At 42.4% G+C, this 21,044-nt stretch carries 17 protein-coding genes; 11 read left to right on the forward strand and 6 right to left on the reverse strand.

The window, feature by feature from the left end; genetic code table 11:
* Window positions 1-4: 4 nt before the first annotated feature.
* Together AACU33_RS28780 and AACU33_RS28785 are read right to left on the reverse strand one after the other, a co-directional pair.
* Window positions 5-1,330, reverse strand: a complete 1,326-nt coding sequence (locus tag AACU33_RS28780) for a serine/threonine protein kinase (protein ID WP_096593324.1) — start codon at window positions 1,328-1,330, stop codon at window positions 5-7.
* Window positions 1,331-1,473: 143 nt separating this feature from the next.
* Complete coding sequence (locus tag AACU33_RS28785) at window positions 1,474-2,520, reverse strand: serine/threonine protein kinase (protein ID WP_096593326.1); 1,047 nt, start codon at window positions 2,518-2,520, stop codon at window positions 1,474-1,476.
* A 173-nt stretch (window positions 2,521-2,693) separates the two neighbouring features.
* Between AACU33_RS28785 and AACU33_RS28790 the strand changes: the two genes are divergently transcribed.
* The 3 genes from AACU33_RS28790 to AACU33_RS28800 all read left to right on the forward strand — a co-directional run bounded on the left by AACU33_RS28790 (window position 2,694) and on the right by AACU33_RS28800 (window position 6,939).
* Window positions 2,694-3,395 (forward strand): Uma2 family endonuclease, encoded by a 702-nt coding sequence (locus AACU33_RS28790; protein ID WP_096593329.1) that lies wholly within the window; start codon window positions 2,694-2,696, stop codon window positions 3,393-3,395.
* A 176-nt stretch (window positions 3,396-3,571) separates the two neighbouring features.
* A complete protein-coding gene (locus tag AACU33_RS28795) occupies window positions 3,572-4,840 on the forward strand; it encodes an ATP-binding protein (protein WP_096593331.1) in 1,269 nt (422 codons plus the stop codon).
* A gap of 71 nt (window positions 4,841-4,911) precedes the next feature.
* The gene (locus AACU33_RS28800; RefSeq protein WP_096593334.1) at window positions 4,912-6,939 is read left to right on the forward strand and encodes an ATP-binding protein; all 2,028 of its coding nucleotides are present in this window, start codon (window positions 4,912-4,914) and stop codon (window positions 6,937-6,939) included.
* Window positions 6,940-6,993: 54 nt separating this feature from the next.
* Here AACU33_RS28800 and AACU33_RS28805 read toward each other — a convergent pair whose 3' ends face one another.
* The 4 genes from AACU33_RS28805 to AACU33_RS28820 form a co-directional block, all read right to left on the reverse strand.
* Window positions 6,994-7,905: an oxygenase MpaB family protein gene (locus AACU33_RS28805; RefSeq protein WP_339376350.1), complete on the reverse strand. Its 912-nt coding sequence runs from the start codon at window positions 7,903-7,905 to the stop codon at window positions 6,994-6,996.
* 91 nt (window positions 7,906-7,996) lie between these two features.
* A complete protein-coding gene (locus AACU33_RS28810) occupies window positions 7,997-9,127 on the reverse strand; it encodes a CO2 hydration protein (protein WP_096593339.1) in 1,131 nt (376 codons plus the stop codon).
* Window positions 9,128-9,266: 139 nt separating this feature from the next.
* Window positions 9,267-10,766 carry an NADH-quinone oxidoreductase subunit M gene (locus AACU33_RS28815; RefSeq protein WP_096593342.1) on the reverse strand — a complete coding sequence of 500 codons (1,500 nt, stop codon included), beginning with the start codon at window positions 10,764-10,766 and terminating at the stop codon, window positions 9,267-9,269.
* A gap of 101 nt (window positions 10,767-10,867) precedes the next feature.
* A complete protein-coding gene (locus AACU33_RS28820) occupies window positions 10,868-12,724 on the reverse strand; it encodes an NAD(P)H-quinone oxidoreductase subunit F (protein ID WP_096593345.1) in 1,857 nt (618 codons plus the stop codon).
* Window positions 12,725-13,314: 590 nt separating this feature from the next.
* Between AACU33_RS28820 and AACU33_RS28825 the strand changes: the two genes are divergently transcribed.
* The 8 genes from AACU33_RS28825 (at window position 13,315) to AACU33_RS28860 (ending at window position 21,042) form a co-directional block, all read left to right on the forward strand.
* Complete coding sequence (locus AACU33_RS28825; RefSeq protein WP_009457333.1) at window positions 13,315-13,623, forward strand: carbon dioxide-concentrating mechanism protein CcmK; 309 nt, start codon at window positions 13,315-13,317, stop codon at window positions 13,621-13,623.
* 89 nt (window positions 13,624-13,712) lie between these two features.
* Window positions 13,713-14,057 carry a carbon dioxide-concentrating mechanism protein CcmK gene (locus tag AACU33_RS28830; protein WP_010995041.1) on the forward strand — a complete coding sequence of 115 codons (345 nt, stop codon included), beginning with the start codon at window positions 13,713-13,715 and terminating at the stop codon, window positions 14,055-14,057.
* 6 nt (window positions 14,058-14,063) lie between these two features.
* Window positions 14,064-14,366: a EutN/CcmL family microcompartment protein gene (locus tag AACU33_RS28835; RefSeq protein ID WP_096593347.1), complete on the forward strand. Its 303-nt coding sequence runs from the start codon at window positions 14,064-14,066 to the stop codon at window positions 14,364-14,366.
* 179 nt (window positions 14,367-14,545) lie between these two features.
* Entirely contained in the window at window positions 14,546-16,195 is a 1,650-nt protein-coding gene (locus tag AACU33_RS28840) for a ribulose bisphosphate carboxylase small subunit (protein WP_096593350.1), read from the forward strand.
* Window positions 16,196-16,371: 176 nt separating this feature from the next.
* Entirely contained in the window at window positions 16,372-17,154 is a 783-nt protein-coding gene (locus AACU33_RS28845; protein WP_096593352.1) for a transferase, read from the forward strand.
* A 47-nt stretch (window positions 17,155-17,201) separates the two neighbouring features.
* Window positions 17,202-17,975 carry a BMC domain-containing protein gene (locus AACU33_RS28850; RefSeq protein WP_096593355.1) on the forward strand — a complete coding sequence of 258 codons (774 nt, stop codon included), beginning with the start codon at window positions 17,202-17,204 and terminating at the stop codon, window positions 17,973-17,975.
* A gap of 287 nt (window positions 17,976-18,262) precedes the next feature.
* Window positions 18,263-19,204: a LysR family transcriptional regulator gene (locus AACU33_RS28855; protein ID WP_096593357.1), complete on the forward strand. Its 942-nt coding sequence runs from the start codon at window positions 18,263-18,265 to the stop codon at window positions 19,202-19,204.
* Window positions 19,205-19,410: 206 nt separating this feature from the next.
* A complete protein-coding gene (locus AACU33_RS28860) occupies window positions 19,411-21,042 on the forward strand; it encodes a mucoidy inhibitor MuiA family protein (protein WP_096593360.1) in 1,632 nt (543 codons plus the stop codon).
* Window positions 21,043-21,044: the final 2 nt, after the last annotated feature.

The following is a 21,044-nucleotide window of genomic DNA, read 5'->3' on the forward strand; positions in this document are numbered from 1 at the left end:
TAAGCTATGTACCTGTATTAAAAATCCTATTTCCTAACCATCCTAAACCCAAGCCTAGACTAGAAGTGCTAGCTAAAATTAGAAAAGTATGAAATTTGCTAAAAGATTCTAGTAAGTCTTCTCCAACCACAGTCGCAGCCGCAGCCGCAGCCCAAGCCACAACTCCAGCCACAACCCCAGCCACAGCCCAAGCCACAACTCCAGCCCCAACCACAACCACAGCCACAGCCCCAGCCGCAGCCACGGCCCAAGGCACAGCTACAGCCGCAGCCACAGCCCAAGCCACAGCCCCAGCCACAGCCACAGCCCAAATTATGTACGGAGCGTTAGACGCGGCTAATAAGTAGCCTAGCAATAGGTAGCTTAGTAATACACTGATCAACGAGCTCCAAGGAATAATTCTAAATGATTTAGTACTTGGTTTACTTGGAATTAGCTCTAATAGCTTGGCTTTGGAACGAACAACTTCTTTTCTATGAACTGACTCAACAGATGGTGGAGGTGTTGCTTTTGGTGCTTCTAACATTGCCAACCATGCCTGCATTGACTGAGGGCGGTCTTCTGCTTCCAGCGCCATGCCTTTGAGAATTGCCTGATTTAATTCCTTGCTAATGCTTGGACTAATTTGCTTAGGTGATTTCAGGGAAGCATTATCGAGCTTGCGAGCTAGAGAAGTTGCAGGGCATTTACCTGTCACTGCATAATAAAGTGTAGCAGCCAGACAGTAAACATCCACTGTTGGCTCCCGACTACCTCTGACCTTCTGCTCATAGGGCGCAAAGGCTTCATTACCATCCTTGTTAATAGAACTGATAGTTGAGGGAATTACCTGTTTAGCAATTCCAAAGTCAATTAAAACCGCTTTGCCATTTCTCCGCACCATGATATTTCCAGGGTGGGCATCTCTATGTACTAACCCTGCTTGATGCACTACCATCAAAGCTTTCCCAATCTGGCAGATGTAGGATAAAATCTCTGCTTCTGGTAATGCCCCCCTACGCTTCACTGCTTCAAACAAATTTTCTCCCTCAACAAAGTCCATTACCAAACAGTGGGTATCACCTTCTTGAAACAAATCAATTACTCCCACAATATGAGGATGGGGGTCTTTAGATAAACGAGCAAGTATCTGCCCTTCTTGGATAAATCTCTCTATGTACTTGTCATACTCTGGATCGTGGCTGAGGTATTCATTAGGTGTTTTAATTACAACTGTCTGGTTTAGTTCAACATGCAATGCCTTATAGGTAATCCCGAATCCCCCCTGTCCCAGAACTTGCTCAATTACATATTTGCCATTTTGCAATTGTTGTCCTGCTATCCAGGGCATGAAAACCTCTAAATAATTCGTAATTCGTAATTAAAACACTTTAAAAAAGCTGGAGATGGTTGTTTTATATGACTTAATACTATTTCACAAAAAATATATTTTGGGAAAATTTTGTACCATACAAAATGAAAGTCTAGCTAATTTTACGGTTTTTTGGTAGATATCGGACTGGGAGACAGTGACGGTGTACTGGTAGAAGATGGTTTGGAACTAGGGGAACTATGAATCAAAGGAGTCAAAGCAATCAAAGCAGCAATGCCTGAAAGTAAGGTGCCAATAGCTGCGATCGCTGTCCAATTAATATTTTTCTCCCGATTTAAGTTGGTATGAGATGTTACAGTTTGCTCAGGCTGAGGAGTTTCCCCAATCAAGCCCAAAGAATCTAGCCATTCGCGCATTGATTGCGATCGCTGTTTGGGATCTAGCTTCATACCTGTTAAAATTGCGCGGTTGGTGCGATCGCTAATCTGAGGATTGTATTTTTTTGGTTCCACTAATGGAGCATTATCTATCTTGCGTTTGAGCGCACTAACTGGTGTTTTTCCAGTAATCAGTACATACAGAGTTGCTGCCAAAGAATAAATATCACTATAAGCCCCAGTAGGTTTGGTATATTGAGCGTAAAGTTCAGGTGGTGTAAATCCTTCAGAAGTTTCTTTAGTTCTGTTTGTAGTTAAGATATGGTCAAAGTCGAGAGCTAAACCAAAATCGATCAGTACTGCTTCTGCTTGTCCATTTCGCACCCGCAAAAATATATTTCCTGGGTGTACATCTCGGTGAATCAACCGATTTTCATGTACCACTATCAAAGCTTCTCCAATTTGTTGGATATAGCGTAGTGCTTCTGGTTCTGCAAGTATTGGTTGGCGACGATCAGCCAAACTTATTCCATCTACATATTCCATTACCAGACACCAATGCTCATTTTCCTTAAAAGGTTCTGCAACCTGCACAATATGCTCATGGCGACAACGACTTAGTTTTACCGCTTCCTGCCAAAACATTGTTTCCAGTCGTGCGCGATCCTCTTGGCTTAGGGAATTAAGCAAGCTATCGTTTAAAGTTTTAATGACTAAGCGATCGCCATTTTTATTTTTCACCAAATAAGTGATGCCAAAGCGTCCCCTTCCCAATTCCCTTTCAATAGTGTATTTACCACCTTGCAATTGATCGCCAGCTACCCAAGCCATCGTTGCAACTCCCAAAATACATAGATTAATTTTCACACACCAGACTCTTGAAAACTTGAGTTAGTTTCTTCAAAGGAGTGCGTAGACGCAAAGCGGCTTGTCGTAAGACATCGCCCTTTTCCTCCCGAATTGCTAAACTAAAAAACAACCCTTATCCCTGCAAAGGTAGCCTTATGACCTCTGCAACCAATTTCACAGACGAACTCACTCCTTTCCCCGACCATACGCAGCTACCGGAATCTGACGGTACATTTGTGAAAAATTGGCAAGAGCATCCCCAAAGTATCTTACTAACTGATTCGATTACACCTATCCTCAAACAATTACATCCTGATGGTCAATATTGTATTGGTCAAGACTTAGGTATTTATTGGCGCTTAACCGATCCTCCAGAGAAAGGCGCAGAAGCACCAGATTGGTTTTATGTAGCAAATGTACCGCCTTTGTTGGATGGACAAACACGAAGATCTTATGTACTGTGGCGAGAGTTGATTGCCCCATTAATTGTCTTAGAATTTGTCTCTGGGGATGGTAGTGAAGAACGAGACACAACTCCTTGGAAAGGAAAATTTTGGATTTATGAGCAGGTGATTCGTCCTCCTTTTTATGGCATTTATAAAGTGAATAAAGCTAGCGTCGAAGTTTATAAATTTATTGGTGGGCAATATCAGTTATTAGCAGCAAATGAGCGCGGACATTATCCCATTACTCCATTGGGAGTTGAGTTAGGTATTTGGCAGGGACAATATCAAAATGCGGAATTACCCTGGCTGCGTTGGTGGGATGAGCAAGGTAATTTGTTGTTGACTGGTGAAGAAAGAGCCGATCGCCTAGCTGCTCAATTGCGTGCCTTGGGTGTTGACCCAGAAGTATAATCTGGTTTGAGCGATCGCTGATTGTAGCGACAGGAAGATGCGATCGCGTCAATAAACTAATAATGTAGTTAAGCTGTAAACATATAGAGCCAAATTCTGCCAAAAGCTGGGTTTTATTCTTTAAATCTAGACTTTCGGCTCTAAAGCTAATTACATTGCTACTGGATTCTCAGCAGATGTCACAAAATCCCTTCTACGTTGGTGGCCCAGTACCTCCAGATTACTTTTTTAGCCGCAATTCTGAAGTTAGAATCGCTTTCGATCAAATTTCCCGACGTGCCCACTTAGCTATTTATGGTAGTCCTGGTATGGGCAAGTCTTCGCTGTTGAGGTACTTAGCTTCACCCATAGTCTGGCAAGCGCGAGGACGAGACGCAACAAAAGCATTCATTATTTCTATTAACTGTACGGGTATAAGTCCTTTCACACCTTCTGGTTTTTGGCGAGAAATCCTCACTCTGTTGCAAGATGAGGCTGAAGGTGATGACTCTCTACAAGCTGATATTCACCAGTTGTTGCAGGAAGAAAGGGTAGAGAAAGGAGATTTGCGGCGGATGCTGCGGAAAATTGGGCAGCGTGATAAGTTTCTGTTGCTGTTGTTAGATGATTATGATGCGGCTTTGCATCCAAATGAACAATACACGGAAGCGCAAATGCTCACCTTCTTAAGTGAGTTCCGCGATTTAGCAGTTCACAGCAATGAAGGTAAATATCTCTCAACTATTGTTACTACTTTTCGCCGCCTCAACGAACTAGGCCCGACAATTACACCAGGTGGTTCGCCTTGGTATAACCATTATCTCTTCCGACTCCTGCGACCATTACCTGCTAATGAAGTGAACGCCCGGCTTAACATACCCATTCCCGGTAATTTGAGAGATGGAGTTTTGGAAATTATTGATGGACACCCAGCACTGCTGCAAAATGCTGGTTATCTATTGTATGACACGATCCAAGTTGGGCAAACTCCCGATATTCAGACTTTCACACGAGATTTTGAAAGCGCTACCGAGCAATACTTCCGAGATACATGGAGATTTTCTACTGAAGAAGAGCAAATTCTGTTAATGTTGATTGCACTGGTGCGTCTCCAAGGTCGCTTAAATAGAAACACTCGCTATGCTTTAGGTGATATTGACCTAGTTTTCAGCCAACGAAGTCGAGAATTGATTGATTTGGAAGAACGGGGAGTAATTCTGCGCACATTAGATGAAGGAAAAACCGTCTACGCTTTTAATTCATCAATGATGGAGTGGTGGGTAATCCAAGAAATCTACAATACTAATGAGGCGCAACTCGAAGGAAGAGAGAAAGTTTTTCTCAATTTGATGAGCCGCGAACAAGCAGCTACAGTCAAAAAAGCTATCCGTTGGGTATGGCAACATCGAGATATAGTCCAGTCGTTAGTATGGATTATTCGCAAACTAGGGGGCGACCCTACTTGAGAAGTAATTGTCACCTGGCTTATGCTTAAGGTATAGATGGATCTACTTCCTCCAAGGAGGAGTTGGCAAGAATGGTTTCTGCAACCGATTGGGAAGATAATCCTTACATTATTGGTCGCCCAATTTACGAACCAGAGCTATTTTTTGGCCGTGAAGATCTATTCAATTTTGTCCAAGACAATCTGAATAACAGGGCACAGGTGATTTTGCTGCACGGTCAGCGGCGAATTGGCAAGTCGTCTGTACTGTCACAAATTCCTAACTTTATTAATCTAGAGCAATTCTTGTTCGTGCCTTTGTCTTTGGAGGGTAAAAGTCAAAAGTCTCTGAGTGAAGTTCTATATGAGTTAGGAAGAGATATTATTGATTACCTCGAATTGCCCTACCTCCAAGTTGTTTTACCTGCAAAAACAGATTTGGAGGAAGATGCACAAATATTTTTTAATAATTTCTTGCCCCAAATTTATCAAGCAATAGACGGTAAGAATTTAGTACTCTTGCTGGATGAATTTGATGTTTTAGGTGACTCTAACGAAGATTCAGCCGTTTCTCATTTCTTTCCTTGTCTTCAGTCGATTGTCTATTGGCACAAGGAACTTTTTATCATTCCCGTTGTGGGGCGACAATTAGATGATATGCCTAACTTACTGAGTCTATTTAGGCAAGCGCCCCATCGGGAAATTGGTCTGTTGGATAGACAGAGTACAGAAAGGTTAATTGTTAAACCTGCTGAAGGAATTCTCCGATATGAACCTGAGGCTATAGACGCAATTTGGGAACTTTCAGCAGGACATCCTTATTTTACGCAAGTAATCTGCTTTGCACTTTTTTCCCAGGCTAGGGATGAGCAACGCTGGCACGTGAATCGCCAAGATGTTGAAAATATTGTAGAAGAGGCGATCGAGATTGGTGAGGCTGGTTTAGCATGGTTCCGGGATGGATTACCAATTTCAGAACGGGTAGTTTTTTCAGCCGCAGCACAAGCCCAACAGCAGAAAAATTCGGTAGTGAAAGGCGAACCTTTAACGCACCTTGTACAGTGCGGTGTAGTTTTGACTGAACCATTTCATACAGCAGAGGAACGATTGCTAGAATGGGGATTTTTAAAGCAATTAGGAGCTTCTGAAATACCAGAATTATATTATCTGAATACTTACAAAATTACAGTTGAATTAGTGCGTCGCTGGCTAATGAAGCGGTATCCTTTGCGCAGAGAGATTTGGGAATTACAGAAACTCGATCGCCAAAGCGATCGCATATATCATCAAGCAACAAAGTTATATCAAAATAATGATATCCAGAACTCGCTCCAGCTATATCAACAAGTATTGCAGATTAATCCCAACCATTTTGATGCTTTGTTTAGATTAGCTGAGGTATGTATAGATATCAAAGATTTTGACGAAGCAGTAGAACTCTATGCTAGAGCTTATAAAGTAGATCCAAGTCGCAATAAGGAAGGATTTGTCCAAGCTTTGCTCAGTTATGGACAAGAACTTATGGAGCAAAATAGATATGAAGCTGCAAAAGAACAATTTAGGCAAGCATTAATACTTCAACCTGATAATACAGTTATTCAAGCAGCTTTAATTGCGGCTCAAGAAGAGACCAGAATTTATAGAAGTGGTGAGAGAGTTGTCATTACAAACGGTAAATATGTTGAAAAATTGAGCGACTCAATATTGATTAGTCACCCAATTAGTATTGGCGAGCAAAGTATTAATATCAATCAAGGTATAGATTTAGGCGATGTGACAGTTAGCGATGCTACTTATTTAGTTAGTAATAGTATTGCTCAACTCCAAACTTTAGAAGATCCAGAAGCCACAAAATTGGCAAATTTACTGCAACAGTTGCAAACAGAAATTGTCACGAATAGAGAATTAGATCCTGAAGATAAAGCCGAAGCTTTGGAACAGGTAATTGCTTTAGCGGAAGCCGGAAAAAATCCTGAAGAAGGGCGGATGCGCAGACTAGCAAGAACTTCGCTGAAGATTTTGATAGGTACGCTTGCAGGTTTACCTAGTTCTGCAAATTTAGTGAGAAATGCTAATCAATTATTACCTGCGATATCTAAATTATTAAATTTGAATTTATAGGGGTAAGGGAATTTTTTCTCACGCAGAGGCGCAGAGACACAGAGAAGAAAGAGCTTATCTAATTTTACTGTTTTCTACTGGACCCACATCACCTATCTCATAACCATGAGGATAACTACGAATAGAACTATCGATAAAGAAGTATGGCTGATTTCGTGGTGGGAAGAAACGCAATAATTTTGCTCTAATTTTGAGGATATTTGCCAGAAGCGATCGCAAAAATGGGGAAGGATGGTTAAACCCAAAGGCATCAAGCATTGTATCATCAAGTAACGCATATACCAAAGGTTTCAAGGCAAAACGCATCCAGCCTGGAAACCAACTCAAAAATAAATCGCGGGTTGCTTCTCCGACTCGTCTATTTGTATCTGAATAACGAAAGTTTGCTCTTTCGTAGTCGCGGTTATAGCGTTCAAATTCTTCATAGGTTTCAGGGATATTTTCTATATGCATCCGCTTACCTACTTCTCGCCAGAAGTAAAAGGCTGCTAATTTTTCTTGTTCGCACATTAAGCGCCAACCAAAACTTGCATTCCAGCGGATTGGATCGTAAATAAAGGTAGAGAGTACATACAGAAAATCCGCATCATCAATCTTAAAGCGGGCATGGATTGCATTCATACGTTGCATCGCTTGCTTGCCGCGATCGCTATCGTAACCCCACTTGCCAATTTCTCCTACAATTATGCCTGTATCATCGTAGCGTTTTTGTGGACGGTGATAAAATTCTCCTGTTTTATCTAATAATTTAGAAATGCTGGGAATACAATAAGTTCGCATAAGCGCAACTTCCAGCGATCGCATCATTTCCCAAGGAAATTCGTAACCAATCATGAGACGATAAATCTGGCAATGGTCTCTTTCAGGATCGAGCTGCTGAATCAGATGGAGATTTTTGTAGCGATTAAAAAGCATCTGAGGTGAATCTGGCGATCGCAGTTTATTAGTTACAGATAGCGTCAGCAAAAAAAACGAAAGTAAAGCTAGGGATAGACACCAAAAAACTTACTTTCGTAGATTAGCATATTCTGTTGTTTATGTAAAAAAATGTGCTGATTTACTGATTAACATCCAGCAAGCGCGAAGTTTGGAAGCGTTCCATCCACTTTTCTAAATAGACTTGATTCGCTCGTTGTTCAGATGGATCTTCGCTATCTAAAGGATAAGGCATTAATCCTAAAATCGTGGCTGTAGTTACACAGAACATCGATTTTTGGAAAGTTATACAAATTTGCACTCGTAAATCATCTTCACCGCGAGGAGTGCGACGATAAACTTCATGCAAATACTCTGGCAAATAATGCCGCATATCCTGCATTAATAAAGTGGGAGGAATACCTGCGCTGCCAATGGGTAAAGGATCGGCGTATAATGCACCATATTGAAAGCGAGCTTGATCGGGGGGAATTTGATATGCTTGAGCGTTGTAGGTAACTGTGCCAGAGAAAGGAGTTCCCCGAAAGAAAACTGCTTCTACATAAGGTATTGCTGTATCTGCTAAGAAGGTTAAACCAAGTTTTTTAGGCAGGATTTCATAAACTTTGTTATCGATTTTTACTTCGTAAGTAATTGGCTTGGCTGCATCTGCCACTAAGCCTGCTTTAATATGTTCTACGACTTGGGGAATTGTTGTTATTTCGCCTCGGTCATAGCGGTCAGATAGGTTGAGAAAGATATCAGCCATGACACGCCAAAATTGTCCCAAACCACTGTAGTATGCAGAAACACGCAACTGTTCAATTAAGAAGTCGGGAAATAGTTGATTTATACCTATAACTAAAGGATTGTTTTTAAACTTAGCAGCAATTACAGCTTGGGCTGTTTCTTGAAATTCTTTAGTATCTAAATATGTATCTAGTCCACCGCCACCATGCCACATCATGGACTTCATACAATACTCAGCATATTCAAAATTAATTCTGTCATGCCACCAGTGACGGAATAATTTCTGCCAAGAAAATTCGCCATTAAAGTATTTAAAAAAGGGAAAAAACACTAAAAATTGATGGTCTGCAATGTAGATAAGATTATTTGAATATGCATCTAGAACTACGCCATAGCTTTTGAGAATGCCAACTACTTCTAAAACATTTTGTGGGCTATCAGCAAGTAGTGCTTCTCCTGTTTGTAGGCGTTTGATATACTCAGCTAAGGGATTGTTATACGGCTTATTTTGTATCGTTACCATTATTTTTTCTCCAAAACAGTAAAAATATTATTTAGTTATTTTTATTGGTTAATTGATTTTTGAGCGGCGGTTAATTACCAACTTGAAGATTGGGTTTGTAGTCAGGATGATGCAATACTACAAACCCAATCTCTGTCTTTTAATTTTTGCCTGCCTTATCTAAGGCAACCGTTGCCACTATGTTTTGTGTATTTACCATTGCCGCGATTGTTGGTTCAGTCCAGCGTGCTAACCAAGCGGGTTGGATACCAAAAATCACAATCAAAACAGCTAAAACTATAGATGGTATGCGATCGCTCCAATACACGCGTGGTAAGTTGGTCACTTGTGCAGATAAGCGGCCAAAGAAGGCTTGATTCACCAGAATTAAGAAGTAAACCGCAGTTAAACCCGTACCAATCATACATAGCAAAGTTTGAACTGGGAAAACTGGGAAACTACCCCGAAAAATTATGAATTCGGAAATAAACCCTAGCATTCCAGGTATCCCAGCACTGGCCATGACTCCTAAAACCATCAAGCTACCAATAACAGGCATACCGCGTTCTGGATTCAGCAGTCCACGGACGACATCTAAATTACGACTGCCAGCTTTTTTATACACAATCCCCACAAGCAGAAACAGTAGGGCTGAAATTAAGCCGTGGCTGATCATTTGCATCACAGTACCTAAGACGCTTAACTTTGTCGCCGCCGCCGCCGCTAAAAGTATATAGCCCATGTGTCCAATGGAACTATATGCCACCATTTTTTTCATGTCTTTTTGGGCGATCGCGCAAGATGCACCATACAGTACGCTTACTACTGCCCAAGTTGCCAACCAAGGAGCCAAATAACCCCAAGCTTCTGGTAACAAGTTCATGCCAAATCGCAGTAAGCCATAAGTTCCCAATTTCAACAATACCCCAGCTAGTAGCACAGAAATTGGCGTAGACGCTTCAACGTGAGCATCTGGCAACCATGTATGGAAGGGAACCAGAGGAATCTTAATGCCAAAACCAACTAAGATGCCTGCTAGTAACAAAAGTTGCGTTGCTAACGGTAGAGTCTTGGCATTCAATGTTGCTAAGGCAAAGTTAGGTGCATGACTCAGCCAGACTAGACCCAGGAAACTTGCTAAAATCAAAATTCCTGAAAGCGCAGTATAAATGAGGAATTTCGTAGCTGCGTAACCCCTTCTTTCACCACCCCAAATTGCAATCAAAAGATACAGGGGGATTAACTCCACTTCATAAAACAGGAAAAATAGCAGTAAATCCTGTGCCAGAAAGGCTCCTGTCACCCCAGCACTTAACAACAGTATCAATGAGTAATAAAATCTAGGACGTTGCAGAGATTCATCGCTGCTGTAGATGGCAATGCAGGTCAACAATCCATTCAAAACCAGCAGCGGTAAGGATAAACCATCTACTCCTAGATTATAGTTTAAGCCTAAGGCATCCACCCAAGGTAGGAACTCGCTAAACTGTTGATCGACCTGCGCTGGATGAAATTGAATAGCTAAAATAACTGACCACACGAAGGCAATACTAGCAGTGACTAAAGCTATCCCACGGGACAGTTTACCATTCATGCCAGGAGGCCAAAAACCAATAAAAGCTGCACCAAATAATGGCACTAAAATTAACGCACTTAGCATACACAGAACTAGTTAAGGATAGGGGAGGTGAGGAAGCAAGGGAGTGTAGGCAGAAATAATTAATAACCATTAACCCTTGACTCTTGACTCTTGACAAATAATTAAAAAGGCAGCTTATCCAATAGCCCTAATGACCAACTAATGAAAAAGCCGAGGACGCTGACAACTGCGAGGATGGTCAACATATAACCCTGAGATTGTCCAGAAATGCTGTACTTTAAACCTTGGCCGCTGAGAATAGCTACAAATCCCACCAAGTTAACTACACCGTCAATTAAGTAGCGATCGCTCCATGCAGAAATTTTAGAAAGTAATGCTACTGCACTTACCACGGTGACTTTATAAATTTGGTCGATGTAGAAATCGTAACCCAACAAGTCTTGGATAAATCTCCAGGCGAGGATTCTCGATCTCGACCATGCTTTTTGCAGATACATGGTAGAGCCGATAGCAACACCCACTAAGGTGGAAGATAATAACATTCCGACAACATACCAATTGATACTTTCCCAATCAGGCAGTAAGTACCATTGCTGTAACATTAAGGGTAATAACAGTGTCAGAATAGTCAATGTCACCATTGGAAATGCCATCTGCCAACCGACTTCAGGGGCGCGTCTGGTCTTTTGTTGCGGTGTACCCCAAAATATGTACCTGAATACCCGCGTTAAATTTAATGCTGTTAAACCATTAACTATTACCAATACGCCAATTACCCAGGGGCTAATATTCACAAAGCCGTCAGCCCAGGATAGCATTGCCCAAAAGCTGCCTAGTGGTAGCAATGTCACCATCCCCGCAGAACCGACAACAAAGGCAGTGGTGGTAGCTGGCATCCGCGACCACAGACCGCCCATTTCTGTGAGGTTTTGAGTATGGGTAGTATGAATGATCGAACCAGAACTCATGAATAAGAGTGCTTTGGCGATCGCATGAGTTAACAGCAACATCAAAGCTACACCACCTTGCTGCAACCCCATTGCCAAAAATACCAACCCCATGTATGCACTGGTGGAATGAGATAGCGCCCGCTTAATATCAATTTGCGCTAAAGACACTAAAGTTGCACCAATTGCTGTCACTGTCCCCATGATTACCAAGGCATTTAACGCCACTGGGGACAATGCCAATAATGGTTGCATTTTATACAGCAAATAAGCACCACCAGCTACCACCAGTGAGTTCCGCAATACTGAGGCAGGGTTTGGCCCTTCCATCGCTTCATCCAACCACAGATGCAGAGGAAATTGCGCGCATTTACCTGCTGGCCCAGCTATCAATGCCAACCCCAGTAAAGTCGAAGTCACTGAATCTAAATTAGCTGTTTGTGCCCACTCATATAAATCAGAAAAGTTCAGACTTCCTGCCAAGCTAGAAAGCACCACTACACCCATGAGCAGCAACAAGTCTCCTACCCGTTTGGTCCAGAATGCATCTCTTGCTGCTGTCACTACTAAAGGTTGTGCATACCAGAATCCTACTAGCAAGTAAGTGGAAAGGGTGAGGACTTCTAAAAGAGCATAGCTGAGAAACAAAGAGTCACTAATGGCTAAACCACTCAGTGCTGCTTCAAAAAATCCAATCAGCGCAAAAAAACGCGCTAACCCCCAGTCCTTTTCCATGTAACCTAGGGCGTAAATTTGTGCTAGGATGCTCAACCCGGTAATTAAAACCGTTGCCCCCACACTAACTGGTGAAATGTCTAACCCAAAGGATAAATCTAAATCTGCGACTTTGAACCAGTTAATTAACAAATTTTCTGGCTCTCTATCCCAGATATGTTGAAAGATGAATAGACTATGAATAAAAGCGGCAAAGGTAGTCAACAAGTTGAAATATGCCGCAGGTCTAGGCCCAGTTCGCCGAACAATGCCCATTGCCCAAGGCAAGGTTAAAAGCGCACCGATTAAACCATAAACAGGCACAAACCAACTTGTGATGTAGAAAAATTGATTCATTTAAATTTCCTTGGACTACTCAGGATGGAATGCCTTGTTTAAAACAGCTTTTCTAAAATTTATTTTCTACAATTAGCTTGGCATTAAAACAGTTAGAGAAACTGTAATAGCAAAATAAAAATATTTAATTCTTCTTCTATACTCTACTTATAGCATTGGAATTCCTACTTCTACATTGCTAATTTATATCGCCTATTATAAAAACTTATATATTTTTTAGACTATGCTTATATAAACAAAACAAAATCAGGAAAAGCAGTTCAGGTAAAGGATCTGGGCTAATGCTCTTCCGCTTGAGATGAAATTACAAAGTTTATTAATCTATGTTTGAGAAATGTAATTAAAAAATTATAAAACGTAATTGGCCGCTCTAGCAATCCGTAAAAATTCATTAACCAAATGACAGCATTAATTTATGTTAAGTTTTCTTAAACGTTTTTATCATAAACTATTATAGTGATTTATATTGCCAGGAACGCCAAGCTTTCCTATGCTTAATTTGGAAGTGTTTTCTTAGCTCAAGATGAGCTTCCCCGTCAAAAATTTCAAACCTCAGTACTGATTGGATTACATTTTGTAGGAGTTCTGCGATGCCAATTGCAGTTGGAATGATTGAGACTAAAGGCTTTCCAGCAGTAGTAGAAGCTGCTGATGCGATGGTGAAGGCTGCTCGTGTAACATTAGTTGGATATGAAAAAATCGGTAGTGCGCGAGTCACAGTAATTGTGCGGGGAGATGTATCGGAAGTGCAAGCCTCAGTAGCAGCTGGGGTAGAAGCAGCTAGAAGAGTAAATGGTGGAGAAGTGGTATCCACCCACATCATTGCCCGTCCCCACGAAAACTTAGAGTACGTCTTGCCGATTCGTTATACCGAAGCCGTAGAACAGTTCCGCACTTAAAAACCGGTTAAACAAAATCATTAACGGGGTTGCCTTCTTGAGTGCTTGTGTTTCCAAATCTCAAAAATTTTAAATAAGGGTTAGAACTAATGTCGATCGCAGTAGGAATGGTAGAAACGCTAGGCTTTCCAGCAGTAGTAGAAGCAGCAGACGCGATGGTGAAAGCAGCGCGCGTCACTTTGGTAGGCTACGAAAAAATCGGGAGTGGTCGGGTTACAGTCATCGTGAGGGGAGATGTCTCGGAAGTACAAGCTTCTGTAGCCGCAGGGGTAGAATCAGTGAAGCGAGTTAATGGTGGACAAGTACTGTCTACCCACATTATTGCTCGTCCTCACGAAAACTTGGAATACGTCCTACCAATTCGTTATACAGAAGATGTAGAACAGTTCCGGGAAAATGTGAACGCCATTCGTCCTTTCGGCAGAAGACCATAACTTGTAATGCAAATTGCCAAAGTACGGGGCACAGTAGTTAGCACGCAAAAAGATCCAAGTCTTAGAGGTGTGAAACTACTGTTGTTGCAATTAGTAGATGAAGAAGGAAACCTCCTGCAAAAGTACCAAGTAGCAGCAGATAGCGTCGGTGCAGGAGTAGATGAGTGGGTACTTTTCAGTATAGGTAGTGCAGCTCGTCAAGTTCCTGGCAACGAACATCGTCCGTTAGATGCAGCAGTGGTGGCGATAATTGATACTATTCATGTCGAAGATCGTCTCATTTACAGCAAAAAAGACCAATATAGATAGTCATTGGTCATTAGTCATTGGTCATTAGTCATTAGTCATTAGTTGCTGGTCATTAGTCATTAGTCATTACACAAGAAACAAATGGCAAAGGACAACTGAACAAAGGACAAATGACAATTGACAAAGGACAAATGACAAAAGACAACTGACAATTGACAATTATTAGGAGGAATCTCGCAATGGCAGTCAGCAACACGGTGGCTCCCCCAACCCCGTGGTCTAGAACCTTAGCTGAGCCAACAATCCATAAAACCACATTTGTACATTCGTTTTCCAATGTGATTGGAGATGTGCGTATAGGTGCAAATGTTATCGTTGCTCCCGGAACATCAATTAGAGCCGATGAAGGTACGCCTTTCTTCATTGGTGAAAACACTAATATTCAAGATGGTGTAGTTATTCATGGGTTGGAGCAAGGTCGAGTAATTGGTGATGACCAAGAGCATTACTCGGTATGGATAGGTAAAAATGCTTCCATTACCCACATGGCCCTGATTCACGGGCCCGCTTATGTTGGGGATAATTCATTTATTGGTTTTCGCTCTACGGTATTTAATGCCAGGGTGGGTGCAGGCTGCATTGTGATGATGCACGCTTTGATTCAAGATGTAGAAATTCCCCCTGGTAAGTATGTACCGTCGGGAGCCATCATTACTAATCAGCAGCAAGCTGACCGCTTACCAGATGTACAAGCGCAGGATCAAGAATTCACCCATCATGTAGTGGGAATTAATCAGGCACTACGTGCGGGTTATCTGTGTGTGGCGGATAGTAAATGTATTGCACCCATTCGGGATGAATTAAAAAAATCTTCTACAAGTAATGGCATTACTGTTTTAGAGCTAGAAAGGAGTAGTGAAGTGGCAAGCGGCAGTTTGAGCGCAGAAACTATTGAGCAGGTGCGCTATTTATTGGAGCAGGGATATAAAATTGGTACGGAACACGTAGACCAAAGACGCTTCCGTACTGGTTCTTGGACTAGTTGTAAACCTCTGGATGCTAGATCGGTTGGGGAAGCGATCGCAGCTTTAGAAAGTTGTGTGAGAGACCACAGCGGCGAGTATGTGCGGTTGTTTGGTATCGATAAAAATAAACGGCGCGTGTTAGAAACCATCATCCAACGTCCCGATGGTACAGTTTCCGCACCTAGCAACTTTAGAGCGCCTGCTGCTCAGTCTAATGGTAGCTACAGAGCTCATACTAACGGTAACAGTAACGGTTATGGTAGCGGACAACTCAGTGCTGAAACCGTAGAACAAATCCGCCAACTCTTGGCAGGTGGTTACAAAATCGGTACAGAACACGTAGATGAGCGACGCTTCCGCACAGGTTCTTGGCAAAGTTGTCAGCCAATTAGCTCCACTTCTACCAATGATGTGATTGCTGCCTTACAAGATTGTATCAACAACCATCAAGGCGAATATGTGCGCTTGATTGGTATTGACCCGAAAGCCAAGCGTCGGGTATTGGAAAGTATTATCCAACGTCCTAACGGTCAGGTTAGTCCATCTAGCAGCCAGAAATCATTTGCTAGTGCGCCAACAGCAACCGCACAAGCAACTAGCACCCGCTTGAGTGGTGAAGTCGTAGACCAGTTACGGCAATTACTGGCAAGTGGGTATAAGATTAGCGTTGAACACGTAGACCAAAGACGCTTCCGTACAGGTTCCTGGACAAGCAGCGGCCCGATTCAAGCCAATTCGGAAAGAGAAGCGATCGCGGCTTTAGAAGCACACCTGGCTGAATATCAAGGCGAATACGTGCGCTTAATCGGCATTGACCCGAAAGCCAAGCGTCGGGTATTGGAAACCATTATTCAGCGCCCATAGCAGTAATAGTGACAAGTGCTGAGGAGCCAGTGCTGTGTAAGATTGGTAAAATAATTTTCCAGATTTAATCGACTAGCATTGCTGGGTTGAGTAAGTTGTGGATACCAATCACACTATAACGATGACTCAGCACTCACAACTACTTCCATTTTCCGGCTTCCGAGGTGACAATTTCCATGTCTGTGCCGCCACTGCGCCTCAGCAATAATTTTGATTCTTACATTAGTGGCGAGGTGACTATTCATCCAAGTGCGGTACTCGCGCCAGGAGTGATACTCCAAGCGGCTGTCAACGGCAATATCGTTATCGGCCCGGGGGTTTGCATTGGTATGGGGTCGATTCTCCAAGTCCATGAAGGAACCCTAGAAGTAGAAGCAGGGGCAAATTTGGGAGCCGGCTTTCTCATGGTTGGTCAAGGTAAAATTGGAACAAATGCTTGTATTGGTTCAGCGACTACAGTGTTTAACTGTTCGGTTGCAGCCGGACAAGTAATTCCACCTGGTTCAATTTTGGGAGACACCAGTCGGCGTATTGGTGCTACAGAACCGGAACCATCACCAATGAATGCTTCTACACCAACGCAGGCGGCGAAGGAAGGAAAAAATTTGATCGGCAGACAAAGAGATAATGGGATAAATAGAGATCGGGACAAAACTATTTCCTCAACTAACTTCTCTGCTGGAGTTTTTGTAGAGTTCCAGCACCAATCTATTTCCCAACCTCAGCCTGCTAGCAATCCGGTAGATGAATCTTCTCCCGTTGCAGAAAACCCCACTTTGCCCGCAGAAGCCACAACAGAACTGAGCCAAGACTCAGAACCTAGCCAAAATACCACCGAATCGTCCAACAGTATTGGTACTAACATTTATGGTACAGGGAGCATCCAAAAGCTGTTAGTCACATTGTTTCCCCATAGGCAATTCCTAAATGAACCAATCTCTGACGATCGCTCTGAATAAGTGTTAATTGTAAGTTGTTAGTTTCGTGAGTATCTTGGAGACTCTACATGGAAACATCAAACCAACGGGCTATTAGCACTGTTCAGGCCTCCCGAAGTCGAGATAGTCTCAAGGACACTGCCTTAGGTTTAGTATCTACCCTGAGTTTCCCGGCAATCGTGGGGACTGCGGACATGATGCTGAAATCGGCAGGAGTACATTTAGTTGGCTACGAAAAAATTGGTGGCGGTCATTGTACAGCAATTGTCCGGGGTGGCATTGCAGATGTGCGCCTAGCTGTAGAAGCTGGCGTACAAACTGCCGAACAGTTTGGTCAATTAGTCTCTAGCTTGGTAATTCCCCGCCCTTATCCTAATTTGGAGGTAGTGCTACCGATTACTAATCGTCTTAGCAAAGTTATGGAAGAGGGCAATTACAGCCGTTTGAGCAATCAAGCAGTTGGTTTGGTGGAAACGCGGGGATTTCCGGCGATGGTAGGAGCCTGCGATGCCATGCTCAAATCAGCTGATGTCCATTTGGCAGCCTATGAAAAAATCGGTGCAGGGTTATGTACAGCGATTATTCGTGGCTCAGTGGCTAATGTTGCCGTAGCAGTAGAAGCAGGAATGTATGAGGCAGAACGCATTGGGGAGTTGAACGCGGTGATGGTGATTCCTCGACCGTTGGATGAACTGGAACAGACTTTGCCATTGGCAAGTTGTTGGATAGAACAACGTCAACCGTTGAATTTGCCAGTCAACATCAAGGAGCAAGTTGCCGAAATCGAGATGCTTCAGTTGCCCGATTTAACTCAGTTACCCGTCAAAATTTTAGAAGAATGATGAATGGTGAATGACGAATTAGGAATGATGGATTGTAGGCGATCCCCATTCAGGATTCTGTATTCAGCATTCATCTGGAGCTGGAAGGCATCTTACGCTGTGCTTTGTTGTTTTGATAATAACTGTTCAAGTCTATAAATAAAAGACCTTTTTTGCAATAGAGTTCATAGACTTTTATCTATACTAATGAATCATAACTTTTGTGTGAGCAGTGGTATCTCTAATGCAAGTGTTCAGTGATACTAGATTTATATCTATGAATCAATCACTATTAGAGGAGAATCACCTTGAACCAAGCGACGCTACACCAGTTGAAGGTGTTCGAGGCGGCAGCAAGGCATGGGAGCTTTACGCGTGCAGCCGAGGAATTGTTTCTCACCCAACCCACCGTTTCCATGCAGATTAAGCAATTAACAAAATCGGTCGGTTTGCCTTTATTTGAGCAGGTGGGTAAGCGTTTATATTTGACAGAAGCTGGACGGGAACTGTTTGCTACTTGTCGCCAGATTTTTGAAACTATAGCCCAATTTGAAATGAAAGTAGCAGATTTAAAAGGGCTAAAACAGGGTCAATTAAAACTGGCAGTAATCACAACTGCAAAATATTTTGTACCGCGGTTTTTGGGTGCATTTTGCCAGCTTTATCCAGGAATAGATATTGCACTACAAGTCACAAACCACGAACGAATTTTAGAGAGAATGGTGAATAATCTGGATGACTTGTATATTATGAGCCAAGTTCCAGAAAATATTGATGTGACTTGCCAGCCATTTTTAGATAACCCCTTAGTTGTCTTTGCTCCTTACAATCATCCACTAGCGAAGGAGAAAAATATTCCTCTGCAACGGCTGGCACAAGAACCTTTTATTATGCGAGAACCCGGTTCGGGAACGCGCCGTGCTGTCCAAAGTTTATTTGACGAACATGAAATGAAAGTAAACGTCAAGTTGGAATTGGGGAGTAATGAGGCAATTAAACAAGCGATCGCGGGTGGTTTAGGAATTTCGATTTTATCTCTTCATACCTTAATGCCAGAATCTTCTGAGTTAACGATTCTGGACGTACAGCACTTTCCGATTCAGCGCACTTGGTACATGGTTTACCCTTCTGGTAAGCAGCTATCGATTGTGGCTCGTACCTATTATGATTACCTCATCAATACGGCCAAGAATTATATTCAGCAAAATACTTCTTTTGCCTGGGGTACATTTGAGCAAAGTCAAGGATGAGCTAGAAGCTCAGAGTTAGGGACGAAAGAAAGATTTTTATTGACGTACTCTGCGGGAAACCGCCTTTTAAGCTGAGATACAGGGTTAATTAATCCTTATTGGATAATTCCCAACTCCTGAAGACAAATTTTTCCCAGGCTTGACACCTTAGACTTACAAGCATTAAGAATTAACCAGTATAAGCATCAAAATGGGGGAAACTGGCAGTGGTTAACCCGGAAATAGCAACTTCACGCCAGACAGTACAAAGTCAGATTGTCGCTGTAACGGTATACACTGATAAAGCCCTAGTGACAAGACAAGGTAGAGTTTCCTTAACAGGACAGGAAAAGGAATTAGTTATTAGCTCACTACCAGTAACTTTAGAAACTGATTCGGTGAGGGTTGGCGGTACAGGTTCAGTCGGAGTGCGGTTGTTGGGAGTCAGCAGCGATCGCACTTATACGACAGAACCAGTTGCCGAACGTGTGTCACAATTAACGAAACAAATTCAGCAGTTAGAAACAGAACAACGCCACCTACAAGCGCAAATCGATGCTTTAGCATTGCAGTCTAGCTTTATTGCTGGTTTACGGGAAAAAACGGAGGAGCCTTTTTCTCATAGTTTGGCGCGGAAAAACCTCAACCTCAGCGAAACTCTGGATTTTCTCAACTTTATTGGGACTCAATATAGCGAATATGCGATCGCTTCTGGGGAATGCAAAAGCCAACACGAAGAACTAGAAAAGCAGTTACAAGTACTCCGTGCTTCACTGCAAAAAATCCAAACACCCCACCCCAAAGAAAGTTTGAGCTTAATTGTCGGAGTGGAAGTTGCTGGTGCAGGCGAATTTGAGCTAGAGCTATCTTACGTTGTGAATCGCGCCAGTTGGACTCCACTTTATGACTTGCGCTTTAACAATACCAGCAATATTGTCAATCTCACTTACTTGGCAGAAGTCACCCAAAGCACGGGTGAAGATTGGCTAGGCGTAGCTCTCACCCTTTCCACAGCTAAACCAGGATTAGGTACGCTTCCACCAAAGCCTCAACCCTGGTATATAAGTACTCCTCCTATTCCTCCGGTGGAATTTATGCGGCGAAGAGGTACACCAAAAATACCTATGATGGCGACTCAGTCAGCGCCTGCTAGTGCAATGAATGAACAAGAGGAGGAGTACGAAGTTGCCCAAGATAGTCTGATAGAAGCTGAAACTGTTGTTGCTGAAGTATCCAAAGAAGGAAGTGTAGTCACCTTTAAACTCAATAGTGGGGGTAACATTCCCAGCGATGGCGCACCTCATAAAACTACAATTTTTTATGATGATTATCCTAGTAGCTACGATTATGTAGCAATGCCGCGCTTAGTTAGCTTTGCTTATCTCCAAGCTAAAGTTAAAAATAGCCTTAATGGTGCAACTTTGTTACCAGGAAAAGCAAATATTTTCCGTGACAATATGTTTGTGGGTACAACCAACTTAGATAATATTGCACCAGGACAAGAATTCAACATTAATTTAGGAATTGATGAAGGTTTAAAGATTGAGCGTGACTTAGTTGAACGTCAAGTTGACAAAAAATTGATGAGCAGCCAGCGCCGCATTACTTATGCTTATCGGTTGATAATTACTAACTTGCTCGATCGAGAAACTCATCTCACACTCACTGAACAATTACCAGTGAGCCGCAACGAACAAATTAAGGTACGCTTCACCCGTACTAACCCTCAAATTCAACTTGGAGAAATGGGGATTTTGGAATGGAATTTAACTCTAGCAGCACAAGAAAAACGGGAGATGTATTATCAATTTACTGTCGAGCATCCACCGGAATTAACAGTTATTGGCTTAGATATTTAAAA

The organism is Calothrix sp. NIES-2098, from assembly GCF_963875125.1.
Classification (GTDB): domain Bacteria; phylum Cyanobacteriota; class Cyanobacteriia; order Cyanobacteriales; family Nostocaceae; genus Aulosira.